The sequence below is a fragment of the Desulfotignum phosphitoxidans DSM 13687 genome, assembly GCF_000350545.1.
GTDB classification, from domain to species: Bacteria; Desulfobacterota; Desulfobacteria; order Desulfobacterales; family Desulfobacteraceae; genus Desulfotignum; species Desulfotignum phosphitoxidans.
The window spans coordinates 115,153-130,264 of sequence record NZ_APJX01000009.1 but is presented as its reverse complement, the minus strand read 5'-3'; the positions used below and the strand labels follow the sequence as shown (position 1 = coordinate 130,264).

At 53.9% G+C, this 15,112-nt stretch carries 15 protein-coding genes; 5 read left to right on the top strand and 10 right to left on the bottom strand.

Annotation, left to right across the window (positions count from 1 at the left end; all coding sequences use genetic code 11):
* On the top strand, window positions 1-1,293 hold the full coding sequence (locus DPO_RS18060; RefSeq protein WP_006967721.1) for a 3-isopropylmalate dehydratase large subunit: 1,293 nt from the start codon (window positions 1-3) through the stop codon (window positions 1,291-1,293).
* Between the two features lie 22 nt (window positions 1,294-1,315).
* Window positions 1,316-1,840, top strand: a complete 525-nt coding sequence (gene leuD / locus DPO_RS18055) for a 3-isopropylmalate dehydratase small subunit (protein WP_006967720.1) — start codon at window positions 1,316-1,318, stop codon at window positions 1,838-1,840.
* Between the two features lie 48 nt (window positions 1,841-1,888).
* Here the strand turns inward: leuD and DPO_RS18050 are convergent, their stop codons facing one another.
* From DPO_RS18050 to DPO_RS18040, 3 genes are all read right to left on the bottom strand, one after another.
* The gene (locus tag DPO_RS18050) at window positions 1,889-3,919 is read right to left on the bottom strand and encodes a penicillin-binding protein 1A (protein ID WP_006967719.1); all 2,031 of its coding nucleotides are present in this window, start codon (window positions 3,917-3,919) and stop codon (window positions 1,889-1,891) included.
* Entirely contained in the window at window positions 3,912-4,772 is an 861-nt protein-coding gene (locus DPO_RS18045) for a hypothetical protein (RefSeq protein WP_006967718.1), read from the bottom strand. The genes DPO_RS18050 and DPO_RS18045 overlap by 8 nt, the downstream gene beginning before the upstream one ends.
* Window positions 4,773-4,835: 63 nt before the next feature.
* A complete protein-coding gene (locus DPO_RS18040) occupies window positions 4,836-5,609 on the bottom strand; it encodes a carbon-nitrogen hydrolase family protein (protein WP_006967717.1) in 774 nt (257 codons plus the stop codon).
* A 398-nt stretch (window positions 5,610-6,007) separates the two neighbouring features.
* Here DPO_RS18040 and DPO_RS18030 point away from each other — a divergent pair, with 398 nt between their 5' ends.
* From DPO_RS18030 to DPO_RS18020, 3 genes are read left to right on the top strand one after another with little or no spacing between them, the layout of a single operon-like run.
* Window positions 6,008-6,373: a CGGC domain-containing protein gene (locus DPO_RS18030; RefSeq protein WP_006967715.1), complete on the top strand. Its 366-nt coding sequence runs from the start codon at window positions 6,008-6,010 to the stop codon at window positions 6,371-6,373.
* A gap of 19 nt (window positions 6,374-6,392) precedes the next feature.
* A complete protein-coding gene (locus DPO_RS18025; protein ID WP_024336346.1) occupies window positions 6,393-6,647 on the top strand; it encodes an FmdB family zinc ribbon protein in 255 nt (84 codons plus the stop codon).
* Between the two features lie 2 nt (window positions 6,648-6,649).
* The gene (locus tag DPO_RS18020) at window positions 6,650-7,087 is read left to right on the top strand and encodes an iron-sulfur cluster assembly scaffold protein NifU (RefSeq protein ID WP_040012050.1); all 438 of its coding nucleotides are present in this window, start codon (window positions 6,650-6,652) and stop codon (window positions 7,085-7,087) included.
* A gap of 82 nt (window positions 7,088-7,169) precedes the next feature.
* On the opposite strand, the gene DPO_RS24115 is transcribed toward DPO_RS18020, so the two are convergent.
* The 7 genes from DPO_RS24115 to DPO_RS17985 all read right to left on the bottom strand — a co-directional run bounded on the left by DPO_RS24115 (window position 7,170) and on the right by DPO_RS17985 (window position 14,846).
* Complete coding sequence (locus DPO_RS24115) at window positions 7,170-7,832, bottom strand: peptidoglycan DD-metalloendopeptidase family protein (RefSeq protein ID WP_006967713.1); 663 nt, start codon at window positions 7,830-7,832, stop codon at window positions 7,170-7,172.
* Between the two features lie 16 nt (window positions 7,833-7,848).
* Window positions 7,849-10,317, bottom strand: a complete 2,469-nt coding sequence (locus DPO_RS18010) for a radical SAM protein (protein WP_006967712.1) — start codon at window positions 10,315-10,317, stop codon at window positions 7,849-7,851.
* Between the two features lies 1 nt (window position 10,318).
* Window positions 10,319-10,642 (bottom strand): hypothetical protein, encoded by a 324-nt coding sequence (locus tag DPO_RS18005; protein WP_006967711.1) that lies wholly within the window; start codon window positions 10,640-10,642, stop codon window positions 10,319-10,321.
* A 105-nt stretch (window positions 10,643-10,747) separates the two neighbouring features.
* The gene (locus DPO_RS18000) at window positions 10,748-11,845 is read right to left on the bottom strand and encodes an ABC transporter ATP-binding protein (RefSeq protein WP_006967710.1); all 1,098 of its coding nucleotides are present in this window, start codon (window positions 11,843-11,845) and stop codon (window positions 10,748-10,750) included.
* 88 nt (window positions 11,846-11,933) lie between these two features.
* Window positions 11,934-13,094, bottom strand: coding sequence for an extracellular solute-binding protein (locus DPO_RS17995; RefSeq protein WP_006967709.1), 1,161 nt, complete (start codon window positions 13,092-13,094; stop codon window positions 11,934-11,936).
* Window positions 13,095-13,167: 73 nt separating this feature from the next.
* Complete coding sequence (locus tag DPO_RS17990) at window positions 13,168-13,968, bottom strand: ABC transporter permease (protein ID WP_006967708.1); 801 nt, start codon at window positions 13,966-13,968, stop codon at window positions 13,168-13,170.
* Between the two features lie 11 nt (window positions 13,969-13,979).
* Window positions 13,980-14,846, bottom strand: coding sequence for an ABC transporter permease (locus DPO_RS17985; RefSeq protein WP_006967706.1), 867 nt, complete (start codon window positions 14,844-14,846; stop codon window positions 13,980-13,982).
* Window positions 14,847-15,112 lie beyond the last annotated feature (266 nt).

Genomic DNA, 15,112 nt, shown 5'->3' with positions numbered 1-15,112 from the left:
ATGGGCAAGACGATTGCAGAAAAAATTTTTGATGATCATCGGGTGGACCAGCCGTTTGACGGTGTGACCGTGCTGCGCCTGGACCGGGTGTTCTGCCATGAAATCACCACCCCCACCGCGATTCAGGATCTGGTGGCCCGGGGCAAGGACCGGGTGTTTGATCCGGATAAAATCAAGGCGGTTATCGATCACGTGACCCCGGCCAAGGACGCCAAGACGGCCCTGCAGGGCAAGGTGCTGCGGGACTGGGCAAGGCGCCATAAAATTACCGACTTTTTTGATATCGGCCGCAACGGGGTCTGCCATGCCCTGTTTCCGGAAAAAGGATTTGTCCGTCCGGGGTTTGTCATTATCATGGGAGATTCCCACACCTGCACCCATGGGGCGTTCGGCGCATTTGCCGCCGGCGTGGGCACCACGGACCTGGAAGTGGGGATTCTCAAAGGGGTGTGTGCATTCAAAAAGCCGGACACCTTGAAAATTGAAATTTTCGGACACCTTCAGCCCGGGGTGTTTGCCAAGGATGTGATCCTGGAGGTGATCCGCCGGATCACCGTGAACGGTGCCACCAACCAGGTGATCGAGTTCTGCGGCCCCGTTGTGGATGCCATGTCCATGGAATCCCGCATGACCCTGTCCAACATGGCCGTGGAAGCGGGGGCCACGTCAGGCATCTGCCGGCCGGATGCCGTGACAGTGGAGTATCTGTGGCCCTTTATCAAGGATGAATATCCGGATCGCGACGCGGCCCTGGCCGATTTTTCCCGGTATCTCCCGGATGACGATGCCGTGTACGCCGGTCAAGAAACCATCGATGTCACGGATCTGGTTCCGCTGACCACCTTCGGGTACAAGCCGGATCAAGTCAAACCCGTGTCCGACATGGCGGGCACACGGGTGGATCAGGTGTATATCGGTTCCTGCACCAACGGCCGCATTGAAGATCTGTGGGTGGCGGCCCAGGTGGTGAAGGGGAAAAAAATCGCCGAAACGATCCGGGCCATTGTGTCACCGGCCACGGCGGATGTGTTTTCTAAAGCCATGGACGATGGGCTGATCAAGATTTTCATGGATGCCGGATTCTGTGTCACCAATCCCACCTGCGGGGCCTGCCTGGGCATGAGCAACGGGGTGCTGGCATCCGGCGAGGTGGCCGCCGCCACCACCAATCGTAATTTCAACGGCCGCATGGGCAAAGGCGGCATGGTCCACCTCATGAGCCCGGCCACGGCAGCGGCCACGGCCCTGGCCGGCACCATTGCTAATTCACCTTTGTTTGCCCAACAGGATTAGACGAATTTATCAGGAGCATAATATGACCACATTCAGCGGAACGGCCCTGTGTCTGGACCGGGCAGACATCAACACGGATGAAATCATTCCGGCCCGGTATCTGACGGAAATCGACAAGAACGTCCTGGGACCTCATCTTATGGAAGACCTGGATCTGGCAGGATTTGACCCGCAAAAAGACCTGGCCGGCATCAACGTGCTGGTGACAAGAGAAAATTTCGGGTGCGGTTCTTCCCGGGAACACGCGCCCTGGGCCCTGGAAGCCAACGGTATCCGCGTGGTCATTGCCGAAAGTTTTGCCCGAATTTTTTATCAGAACATGTTCAACTGCGGCATGCTGGCCATCACCCTGGACACAAAACAGATCGACCGCCTGTGTAACGCAGCCGGCCCATCCCCTGTTCATATATCCGTGGATGTGGATGCCGGAGAAATCACTGCAACCGCAGGTCCGGATACCTGGACCATCCCCTTTACCCTGTCCGGATTTGAAAAAGCCCTGGTCAAAGCCGGCGGGTGGGTGGAATACGCCGACCAGAACTATTGACACGATTGTCGGGAATATGGATTTGATGATAGCCGCTTATGCCCGGACCTAATCCGACAGATCCGGGTATAACCCCGGCGGCCATGCATGGGAGGGTGGGACGTATTTCGGCTCCGTCCCTTTTTCAAACGCCAGCGTGATCCCGTTTTCCCGCCAGCCCGGTCCCATAAAGGTTCCGTCATGGAAAACGGTTCCAAACACAATGTTTTCTGGAATTTCAAACTCTTTTGATTTGTAACGATCCGCCACTGCCCCGTGATAGGCTGCCCAGACAGGTGCGGCAGCCCTGCCGCCGAAGCCTTGTTCCCCCATGGGGCTGCCATCGTCAAACCCCATGAAAACCCCTGTCAGCAGGTCGGGGGTAAACCCCACGAACCATGCGTCCCGTATGCCGTTGCTGGTGCCGGTTTTCCCGGCCACAGGCAGTCCCTTTATCCGTGCGCGCCGGCCCGTTCCCCTTTCCACGCATTGTTTGAGCATATCGGTCATGATATAGGCGGTCTGAGGGGACATGGCCTGTTTTGTCTGAACCCGATTGTGGAGAATCCGTTGCCCGTCCCGGTCATAAATGGAGAGCACCATCCGGGGTTGGATGATGGCGCCGCCCCTGGGAAAGGCGGAATAGGCCCGGACCATTTCCATCAGGGTGGTTTCCCCGGCCCCCAGGCTGATGGAAGGCACCTGGGGGAGATACGACGTTATGCCCATCTGCCGTGCCTGGGCAATGACCTTTGGGATACCCACCTGGAGGGCCACCCGTGCCGCCACCACGTTAATGGACCGGGCCAGGGCCGTGCACAGGAGCGTGGGGCCGGTAAATTCTCCGGAAACATTTTGCGGCGCCCATATTTCATCCGTGGCTGAAAGATATATGGAAAAAGGGGCATCCATGACCGGAGATGCGGCTGTATAGCCATAGGCCAGGGCCGTTGAAAACACGATGGGTTTAAAAAGAGAGCCGGACTGGCGCCGTGCCTGGGTGGCGCGGTTGAACTGGGTGTAATGGTAGTCATCCCCGCCTATCAGGGCTTTGACCTCCCCGGAATGGAGGTCCATGGAGAACAGGGCACCCTGAAGCCGGGGCCGGTTGCGGTCCCGGTCCGGCGCAAGTTGTGTCAACCCCTGGGCCAGAGCGTCTCTGGCCGCCTGGTGGAAGACAGGATCAAAGGCCGTATAAATGTGGAGCCCGCCTTCATACAGGGCATCCTTTCCATATTGGGACAGGAAAATGCCTTGCGGGTTCAGGTGTTCTCTGCTGAGATGCGTCTCCAGCCACCGCTGCACCTCTGCCAGGTAATAGGATCCTGTCTTCCAGGTGGGATCGGGCATGCGCATGTAAATCAGGTGTTCTTCCCAGGCCTGCCGGTGCTGTTGGGTCGTGATGAAATGATCGGCCAGCATGCGGTCCAAAACATAGCGCTGCCGCTCTTTGGCCTTGTCCGGGGCCTGATGCGGGTTGAGCCGGGACGGGGCTTTGGGCAGACCGGCCAGCAGGGCGGCTTCTGCCAGGGAAAGGGCATGGGCCGGCTTGTTAAAATAGGTCCGGGCTGCGGCTTCCACCCCGTAGGCACCCGCACCCATGTAAATTTCATTGAGATAGATGGAAAGAATCTGTTCCTTGGAAAGCCGTTTTTCCAGTTGACAGGCCAGGACCGCTTCCTCGATTTTGCGGAAATAGGTTTTGTCACTGGAAAGAACCATCGTTTTTACCAGCTGCTGGGTGATGGTGGAGCCGCCCTGTTGCCGCGTTCCTGTTCTGACATTGTTTGAAAAAGACCGGAAAACTGCCTTGGGATCCACCCCGTCATGGATGTAAAACGCACTGTCTTCTGTAGCGATAAATGCCTGTTTCAAATAGGAGGGCAACTGGTCCATGACTATTGGAAACCGGTTCTGTCTGAAAAAGTAGGCCAGGACCCGGCCGTCTTTGTCATAGACCGTTGTGGTAAGCGGCGGCCGGTAATCCGTGAATTTGTCCAGAGCTGCGCCCACGTCCGGCGGCGCGGCAAAACAAAGTTTTCCGGCTGCGATAAACAGGCTTGCGCCGATAAACCAGGGAATGAAAAAACGGTTAAGCATTGGTAAAATGACAGGTCACCAGGTCCAGAAGCCTGGATATCCGCCGGGCGTTCAGAATGCGGGAGATCGTCACGGGCCGGTCCAGCCGCAGGATGATGTTCAGCCGGCCCGGGGCTTTAAAAAAATCCTGCAAACCGGACAGGGCCGCTGCCCGTTTTAAATCCCCTTGTTCTTCAGCCGCGTTTATTTCCAGTTGGGCGGCCTGGGTCATGAATTGTCTGAAATCCAGGAGATGTTTTGAATCACCGGCTATCAGCCGTTTCAGCAGTGTTTCATCCTGATATTCCAGATTCATCTGCCGGATAATCAGCGGTTCAAACCGCAGGTCCGTGACCTCTTTGGGATTGAACCGGTCAATTTCCAGGCAAAGACGCAAGTGGCCGTAGTTCTTTTCGTTTAAATCCAGATGCCTGACAACCAGTTGGTGCCGGGTCGGGTCATAGGCAATTTCGGCAGTCATCCGGGCGTTCATATCGTAAAGATCCGGGAATGAAGCATTCGGGTCCGGTTCGTATCCCGGGATTTCGAAAAACCGGATCGCCTGCATGCGGATACGGATATACTCCAGATTCAGCCTTCGGTTGATGCTAGCGGACAGAAAAATTCGGCGGATGCCAACACGGTGCCCCAGAGGGGTTTGGATCCGGGTTCGGCCCAGGACGACCCCCAGGTGCAGGGGCATGATCCGGACGGTTTCCCATGAAATGTCCGCAACCCGGGCCACCTGGTTCACCTGCTGTTTCAGCAGGGCATCCACCCGGGCCGTTGCATAGGATTCAACAGCCCTAAAGGCGGATACCCCCATGAAACCGGTAATTAACGACAAAAATAAAATGACAAGGATTCGGCGCATATCTCCTTTTTATCATTACGTCCGGCATACGTCAGCTGAAAATATTTTATTGGGCGATCTTTTTTATTCTTTGACATACCGGGGATAGGTCTGTTTGGCGGCCCTGGCTTGGGATAGATCGATATCCAGGGTGAGTATCCACTGCTGCGGGTCGGTCAGGCCCTGCACGGCTCCTCTTTCCGGTTCGATGATCCAGCCGGTCCCGCCGAAATCCTCTCCCGGCACATTGGGGCCGTTGAAGTTGGAGGACAGGCAGAACGCCCCGGCCACGATGGCGGCGGCCCGGCCTCCCGGCACCCAGATATCGTGTGTGGACGCCGGTGTGGCCCGGGGACAGATCAGGATATCCACCTGCTGGGTTTTGTATTCTCTGGCCCGGTCCGTGAACCACAGGTCCGTACAGATCATGAACCCGATGGTCATCCCGTCCACCCGGGCCGCCTGGAATCGGCCGTTTCCCCGATGGTACCAGGCGGCTTCAAAATAACCGGGCTCGTCAGGCAGATAATATTTCTCATGGCAGGGCAGCACCCCGTCTTTCCGGGTCCAGATAATGCCCTGGTTCAACCGGCACTCATCCAGTTTCACCGGCCGGGACAGGGCCACCATGGGGACCGGCAGTTCTTCCAGACGTTCGATCCAGACGTCGTGGGCAGACACTGATTTATCCCACACCGCAAAGTCGACGTTTTCGGACCGGGTGATCCAGGAATAAAACGGCATTTCCGGCAGCACCAGCAAGTCGGATTTTGCCGATGCCAGATGATGGATCAACGCATTCCAGAAGGTGTCATCCTGTGTCCAGTTGTCCGGCAGTTCACATACGGTTACTTTCATTTTTTTTCTCCATCAGCCAGCCGGCCTTCATCGAATAAATTGATTTTACCAATGTGCCTTAATAAGGTGTCTGTATTGAATTTGCAAACAAAAAAATGATCTGTTTTTACCTGAGTTTCCTTCCACCAGCCAGATACAAAACAAATGGATCCCCACAAAAGCCCTCGGGCGAGCAACAGGGTCGCATTGCTGCGATTCCGGGTCCCGCAAAACAACCATCCCGTCAACCGCATTTTCTTTAACTGCCTCAAATTATATGGATTCAAAAGTATTTTTATTTACAAGTTAAGCTGGCATATGGTTTGCAATCCAGCAATACAAATAAACCGTCGGCAGCAATCAATGGCTGTTGAACGAACAATGAACAAGAGAAACGGAACCGGATGAAAGGAGACCATATGGAAAAGATACTGATCGTCGGGTGTAAAAAAGCCATGGATGATGTCTGCATCGGATGCAGCAGATGTCTGGTGGGATTCAACAGAAAAGAGGGTGAATTCAGTGTATACAAAGACACGGATGCTGAAATCACCGGGTTGCTGAACTGCGGGGACTGTCCGGGCGCGACCATTGTCACGCGCCTGGCCCAGGTGAACCTCTGGAATGCCCCCATGGGAGAAAAAGTCACCAAAATCCATATCGGCCCGTGCATCATGGATCATTGTCCCCACAAAGAGGTGATTGTCAAAAAAATAAAAGCCAAAGCCGGTGTGGAGGTGATTGAAGGGGCCCACCCCTATAAACCGGATAATATTTTTGCCTGACGGTTAAAGGAGTGATCTCATGCCTTTGTTTGATTTTCTATGCAATGACTGCGGCAAGACCTGTGAACTGCTCATGATCGGCACGGGGGACGAACCGAAATGCACGGCCTGCGGAAGCTCCAACCTGAGCAAACAGATGTCAGCCCATTCCGCCATGTCCGGCCCGGCAAAATTTCGAACACCCGGACCCGGGGATACGGCCTGCTGCGGTGCAGCACCCGGACAGGCATCGGGTTGTGCAGGTCCCGGAACCTGCTGTGGAAAGGCGTTCTGACCATGAATAAACTGGATGCATTTCTGGACAATCTCCAGAACGAAATTTTTGAAGAAGCCAGGCAGGCCTTAGGTGAAAAAGGATTCCACCGGTGGCGCAATCCCAAGTTCGGCGGCCGGATGGAAAATCCGGACGGCCATGGCCGTGTGACCGGGGAATGCGGCGATACCATGGAAATCTTTTTAAAGTTTGAAGACAACCGGGTATCTCACGCCTCCTATGTCACAAACGGATGCGCCTCCAGTGCCATTAGCGGTTCCTTTGCTGCTGAACTGACGCTGGGAAAAGATCCGGATGAACTCACCGACATTACAGATGAAAAGGTTCTGGAAACGATCGGCCGATTACCGGAAAAAGACCAGCATTGTGCCGGCCTTGCCGCAAGGACTGTCCAGGAAGCACTCAATGATTACATGATCCGCCAGCGGGACTGCAAATAACAACGCGGCCAATAAAAGAAGCCCCTGGCGGGGTCCTTATTCATTAGGACCCCGCCAGGGGCTTTTGCTGTAGGGTTGTGAGTTAAATTCGAAAAAGCGATAAAGGAGACGGGCAGATGCTGTCCATGATTGCCAGATCCTCCTTTGAGCAATACCCTTTGGATACCCAGCCGGTGTCATAGCCTTTTTGCGTGATGACCTGGAGGTGGGTGTGGTAAAACCAGTTGCCGTTTTCGTGGAAATCACCGATATAGGCAAACACCTCTCCCGGGGCAAACCGGTCTCCGGGTGCGGGCAGTTTTTCTTTGTTCAGGTGGCCGTACAGGCTGTAAAACGTGTCAAACTCCGGGCTCTCATGCCGCAGCAGCACATTGCCGCCGTAGTTGCCCGGGCCTTCTTCATATCCGCTTTCCTGAACCACACTGTCCAATGGGGCGCAAACCGGGGTTCCCAGGGGGACGATAATGTCCAGTCCCAGGTGAAAATACCGCTGTTCTTCCCTCATTTGAGGGTATCGGGACAGGATGGTTTCCCGGTCCTCCAGGTATGAGGCCAGTCCCCAGGTGTGCTGATTTTGCATGGTCTGGTCCAGCCAGCGTTGAAACGCCGGCTGGTTTGTTATGTCCACGGCATTGAAAACCTCTGATCCCACAGACAGATCCACGATCAGCGGGTCACGGGTCAGTCCCTTGAACACGGGTTTGATGTCAATATCTTTGCAATAGGCAATATAAGGATATTTCATGCTGTTTTGTCCTTTTTCAGGAAACCACAAAGTCATTGGTTTTGATCAGCCCGGGCATGGGGACCACCGGGTGGCCGGTTTCCGATATGGCGGTTCCTTCCGGAAATTGGAATTCCGGGGCCAGGGACGTATAATACGTCTCATCATAACACCGCAGTTCCACATCCACGGCATCGCCTTTTCGGATCATGGTGGATGTCAGTCCATAGTCCACTTCTCCTAAAGGTGTGGCAATGATATACCGGGGGATCTCCCGGCCGGATCCTTCTCTTCTGACTTTGGTGGCGATATCCACCACATCGTAGGAATCAATGGGATGGGCCGCGTTCCAGGATATCTGGACCGGCAGGCCGGCCACATACAGGTGATGGAATTCAATGCCGGTACTGCGCAGGGTATAGGCCAGATCATGAATCCGGGTATCATTGTCGTTGACCCCGCCCAGCAGCGGGACATTGGCATATATGGTGATGCCTTTGCTGTTCAGGCGCCGGGTGATAACGGTGTGATCCGGGGTCAGGTCCGATACCAGCACAAACCAGGTTTCAATTTCCAGCCGCAGGGGGGTTACCACGGACAGTGCGTTCACCTCTCCCAGAAAATTGATCCTGGCGCGTGTGAAAGCCCGGGGATCCGTGGCCAGTTTCATGGAGCAGACGCGCAGGGCATTGACATGGGGAATCGACGCCAGTCTTTGGGCGATCCTTTGTATCTCATACAGGTGGTCCAGGGCTTCGCCCGTGACCCGCACATCCGTGATCCGGGGATCTTTGGCGATATAGGCAAATTCCGCCTCACCCGCCCGGGGATGGATGTTTACCCGGGTTTCATGCAGGCGGGATATGCCGTCCACACCCGTATCCACCACGGAACCCGCCGTCTGGTCGGTCTCCGTCAGAGCGGTTCTGAGCCGCGCCACTTCTTCGGGCAGCGCTTCCGGGTTGACCGGGGCTGTTTTTTCGGGCCGGTTGCCCACCAGGTAGTCGTCATTACCGATTTTTGCCATGTACTGAATGTCAATGGTGCCTTCTGCGTTGACCCGGATGTTGGTCAGTGAATTGGCCAACGGGGCAAACGCCTTGAAATATTCCGGGGTGTAGGGCGTGCGGATCCATACGAAATAATCCTGATCCGCCACTTTTTCCACGGCCCACCCGCTGGAGAACCAGTCCATTTTTCCGATGGGGGTGGCCGTGCAGATCCGCGGGATGACCCGGTCGGACAAATGGGCCCGCAGGTGCAGGGCGATATCGATGCCGTCGGACAACGGTTTCCAGTAAATGGAGTTGCCGTGGATGGGGCTGCACGGAATATAGATGTAGTGCAGTTCCGCCCCGGCCCCCCGCAGCAGGCTGAACAGGCGCACCAGTTCAGGACCCGTGTCATTGCAGTCGCTCAAGAACGGGGTCTGGATATACACGGCAATGCCGTGTTTTACCAGATCGGAAATAATGTCCAGGCTTTCCGGAGACACTTCGTCCGGATGGATGAAATGGGTGGCCACTTCAATCCGTTTGCCGATCCGGTTCAGTTCCAGACTTTTCTGTTTGATGTATTTGAGGTATTCCGCTTCTTTTTCCAGAAACAGGTCCGGATAATAGGCAATGGACCGGGTGGCCAGGCGCAGAGTCTGAACATGGTCCACCTCCTTGAGCCCGTCAATGGCGGCTTCCATATTTTTCCGGTTCAAGAAAGGATCGCCGCCCGTGATCACGATCTCCTTGATGGAGGGGGATGACCGGACATGGTCCACGGCTTTCATCACCGCTTTGGGCGTGGGATTTTTTTCGTTCCGGGAATCTTTGTGTTTCCGGAAGCAGAACCGGCAGTACACCGGGCAGCTCATGTTGAGCAAAAAGATGACCCGGTTCTGATACATCTGTTCCAGCAGTCCGTCATGGAACTGGCCGATCCAGGTGTTGGTATGACCGATATTGTCCAGTTCCTCCACAAAAGGCAGATACTGGTAGGCCACATCCCTGGACACCATCATCTGCCGGATGGTATGCCGGGACAGCCGCACGGGATATTTTTCAATGACTTTCTGGATATCGTCCCGGTCCGTTTCCGGAATATTGTGGTTGGTCAGGGAAATGAGCTGTTCCGTACTTCTGACCGACACATATCCATGGCCGGGAATCACCTGTTCCAGAAAGGCCACCAGCAGGATATGGGGCAGGGTCACACCGTTCAGGGCCAGGGTCTGGCCTTCGCCTCCGGCGATGGCGGATAGAACGGTTTTAAAGAAATCTTTCGGATACCCTTCAAATCCCGTGGCCGCCAGCAGATTCTCCCATTTGCTCTGTCCGTTGCCCTGTTGGATGATATCGGCAAATTCTTTGCCGCAGAACTGGGCATTGCCGTAAATTTCCAGAAATGTCCGGGCGCCTTCCTCCAGTTGGGAAAGCGTTACGGATTTTTGTTCCCCGGAGTATTCGAACCGGATGTCCAGGGTGGTGTCTGATATGTTTCTGTCTGTTTTCATGTCACGCCTCTTTTGCCTTGTATAAATAATAGACCGTTTCTCTGGGAAAACCGTATCCCATGACCTGGCCCAGCACTTCATCTTCTTTGCCCGTCCCGATGCATACCACCAGATATTCTCTTTGAAGGGTTTCGTCCTTCACCTTTTTCCAGGTGAACCCATGGGTTTCAAAATAGGTATATGCCATGTGAGACGGATCAAAAATGGATTCTTCGCCCAGTGTCAAATCGTTTTCAAAAATGATGTAGCTGGCTTCCGGATCCAGCGTCTTTTTGATCCCCATGAAACTGCCGTGGATGGGGCTTTTATTTAACGGTTCGGTCACTGGATATTCTCTTTCTCCTTAATATTATGCGCAACTCTCCTGTGAGAACGGCGGTGATTGGTCCCCGTTCTTTGGTTCCTGCCTGAAAAAACCGTCTGGTTTAAATTATTGTTTCAACAATCGGCAGTGGAACGGATCCACCCGGATATAGACCTCATCTTTTCGGCGATACGGGGACCGCTTGACAAAATTGATCACATGCAGCAGCTGCCCGCCGGCAATCTCCACAAAATAACTGACCTCGCCCCCCATATAGCTGCGGTCCTTGATTTTGCCGAAAAAATAATTCATTCCCTCTTCCTGCACAAAATCGGTTTGATACCCCAGGGTCATTTTTTGTGCCCGGATCACGATTTCCGCTTTTTCTCCTTCTTCAAAATCTCCCACGGGACTGGCCAGACAGGCGCTGCCGTCAGCCAGTTCCACTTCATAAATGCCGTCTTTACGGGTTTTCACCTGGGCTGCCAGAAAATTGGAGTGCCCTAAGAAATCGGCCACAAAATGGTTGACGGAATTATTATATACTTCTTCAGGTTCCCCTTCCTGCTGAATAAATCCGTCTTTCATCACCACCACTTTGTCGGACATGGACAAGGCTTCTCTCTGATCATGGGTGACAAAAATCGTGGTCACCCCCAGTTCCATCTGAAGATTATCGATCTCCCGGCGCATGTCTTCCCTTAAATTTTCATCCAGGGCGGACAAGGGTTCATCCATGAGCAGCACATCCGGTTCGATGACAATGGCCCGGGCCAGGGCAATGCGCTGCTGCTGACCCCCGGACAGCTGGGACGGCATCCGGTTGCCCACACCGGGCAGACGCACGGTTTCCAGGGCTTTTTCCACTTTTTCCGTGATTTCGGTTTTGGACACATCCCGGTATTTCAGGCCGAACGCCACATTGTCAAAAATCGTTTTGTGGGGAAACAGCGCATAGTTCTGAAAGATCATGCCCAGATTCCGTTTGTGGATCGGGGTATCATTGATGCGCTTTCCCTTGATGAATATGTCTCCCCGGGTGGGTGTCTCCAGGCCGGCCAGCATCCGCAGCAACGTGGTTTTCCCGCAGCCGGAAGGGCCCAGCAGGGTGACAAAGGATCCTTCGGGAATATTCAGATCCATGGGCTGAACCGCCACCAGATCACCAAACCGTTTTTCAATGCCCTTGAATCTGACAAAGGCCGGGTCTTTTGCTTGTGTCAAACCAGTGTTCTCCCGTTTTTATCGATAAATTCAGGTCCCCGGCGGCATTTAGCCGCCGGGAGCGCTGTGTCATACTGTGTTACCTCAATCAGGCACCGGCAATGATCCGGTCCCATTTTTCCGCCCATTCGATCTGATGCTTGTTCCAGTAAGCCGGATCCGCAAACAGATACCCGTTCAGCTTGCCCGTGGGATCAAAGGCCGGCAGTTTTTTCACGTCATCGGGCATTTCCACTTTGGTGGGGTCCAGGGCCGGCGGATATTTCTGTCCCTGGGCCACGGCAATGGCCGCGTCCGGTTCCAGCATGAAGTTGAGCAGCTGCTGGGCCACGTCCAGATCCGTGCCTTTGATTACGTACATGTATTCCATCCAGGAATAGGTGCCGTCCGGAGACAGATACCCGATGGGATGTCCCTGATCCTGGAGGGCTGCCACCCGGCCGGACCAGGCCACCGTGGCAAAGATTTCACCATTGGCCAGCAGGCTCATGAGTTCGGAGCCGGATGCCCAGTATTTTTTCATCAGGCTGCGTTGTTGGGTCAAAGCATCCCATACCGCATCGATATCCGTGATGTTGTTGGGACTCTGGCCGGTGTGCAGGGCCGCGTACCACATATTGGTCCGGAAATCTCCGCCCCAGGAGCCCAGTTTGCCTTTGAGGCTTTTTTCATACAGCAGGGACGCCCCCAGTTTTTCTGCATCTGCCTTGGAAATCTCATTGGTGTTGTAGGCAATCCCGGTCTGGCCCAGATCGTAGGGCACGGCGGACAGGGTCCCGTTGGTGATCCCCCGCAGGGTGTCGGTCATTTTGGTCATGACGTTTTTCAGGTTGGGGATTTTAGATTCATCCAGCACCACCCCGAAATCCAGGTCCGTGTATCTGGCGTAGTCGTACACGGCACTCAGATGGGCGATGTTGAATTCACCGCCGGGCGGAAAGGACGCTTTGACCTGGGTCAGAAAATCATCCATACCGGTGAAGGCCGCGTCAATCACTTCGATCCCTGTGGCTTTGGTGAACGGGTCAAAGGCGAATTTGCGCAGCGCCTCTGAGGTGGTGCCGCCCCAGGAATGGACGGTAATGGATTTGCTGGCAAAGGCGTTTCTCACAAGGCCGAACGGTCCGCCGGCCAGCCCCAGAGTGGCCCCTGCGATGCCGGCGAATTTCACAAAATCCCGGCGGGAAATGTTTCCCTCCAGATAATTCTGATACACATCATCCAGCCGATTTTTCAAGTCTTTTCCCATGGTCATCTCCTTTGTCTCTCAAGTTAAAATACCTGGTACACACTGACCCGTGTCAGGTGCTGTTATATGTGCTTCAGGGGGTGTTTCCCCTGGCAAACCTCCGGGCCACATACCCTGCCGCCAGGGGAATGGAAACGGTCAACACAATCATCACCGCTCCCAGCGCATTGATTTCCGGGCTGATGGATGTCCTGAGCATGCTGAAGATTTTGACGGGCACGGTCTGGTTCTGGGCCGTTGCCCAGAACAGCGTGGCCGTGACATCATCAAAAGAAATGGTGAACGCAAACAGCATGCCCGCAAAAATGGCCGGTGCCAGCAGGGGAAACGTGATTTCTTTAAATGTCTGAAACGGACTGGCCCCTAAAGACAGGGCCGCTTCTTCATATTCGCGTTTGATGCCCACCAGCCGGGCCTGGACAATGAGCAGGACATAGGGCAGGGTCAGCACCACATGACCGATAAGCAGCATGGCAAAGCTTTTGGGCTGCTGGAGCCACCGGATGAACAGGAGCAGGGCCACACCCAGCACCACTTCCGGAATCATGATGGGAGCGATGAGCATGGTATTTAAAAAATCTTTGCCTCTGAATTCATACCGGATGAATGCCATGGCTGCCGGTACACCGATGGCCGTAGCAAATATGGCGGTCAGAGATCCCAGCACCAGAGAGTTTTTGAAGGCATCCAGAATGGTGGAATTCTGGGACAGCTTGACAAACCACTTGAAGCTGAACCCCTCCATGGGAAAGGTGCCGAACTGCTGGGGGTTGAACGCGAGAATCACCACGGCCACAATGGGGGCGAACATCCAGACATACACCAGAATCGTATACAGTTTGATCAGGGTCCAGCCGGAAATCAGTTTCTTCATAATTCTTCCCCTTACCCTTTGCTCAGGGATTTGAATATCTGGTTAATGCCCATATACCGGTTGTAAGTATAGACAATAAGCACCAGCAGCAGCAGCAGGATGGTGGAAATGGCCGATCCGAACGGCCAGTCCAGGGTGCCGATGATCCGTTTGAAAATCAGGTTGGCGATCATTTCATTGCCCGGGCCTCCTAAGATCATGGGCGGCAGATAGGTGCCGCAGGTCAGCACGAACACCAAAAGACACCCGGCACTCACCCCGGGCAGGCTCAAGGGCAGGGTGATTTCCCTGAATGCCTGCCATTCCGTGCAGCCTAAGCTTTTGGCCGCTTCGGTCAAACTTTTGTCAATGCCGTCCAGGCTCACATAGATATTTAAAATCATGAAAGGCAGCAGATACTGGATCAGGCCCATGATCACAGCCCCTTCATTGTACAGCATGGGAATGGGGCTGGAAATCAGTCCGGATTTGAGCAGTAAATGGTTGATCAGTCCGGAATCTCCCAGAATGTTGATCCAGCTCAAGGTGCGAATGATGAAACTGATCCAGAACGGCAGCATCACCAGAATCATGAGATAGGGTTTGAGCCGGGATTCGGTGCGATAAAAGAAATAGGCCGGGATGTAGCCCATGATCAGGCAGATAAAAACGGTTTCCAGGGCCACCCGGATGGTATTGAGCAGAATCACTGGATAAAAGGAATCGGCAAAAAATTTGGCATAATTGCCGAACTGAAACGCCGGAATATCCATGCCGCTGGGGGCCCTGAGCCAGAAACTGTATACCACCACAAAACAAACCGGTATGACCAGCAGTAAAAAAACGGCTGTCAGGGAAGGTGACAGCAGCAACCAGGGTTTCCACGGTTTTTCTTTCATAAATCAACACCTTTGTTGGGTATGCATGACAGGGTTAACCTTGATTGTTTAAAATACAAAATATGTACCAGGTGAAAAATTATATTTATAACCTGTTAATAAGTAAAGGAATTATTGAGAAAATCGCAGAATTATTCAGCCGTTTGTTTTGAATTGATTCATTATTGAATCATTGGTTTTGAGTTAACTATCTGAATTTAAATGATATTTGATTGATTTGATTATGAATCAAGTATTTAATGCTTGCCGGGCCTTGAATAAAAGGA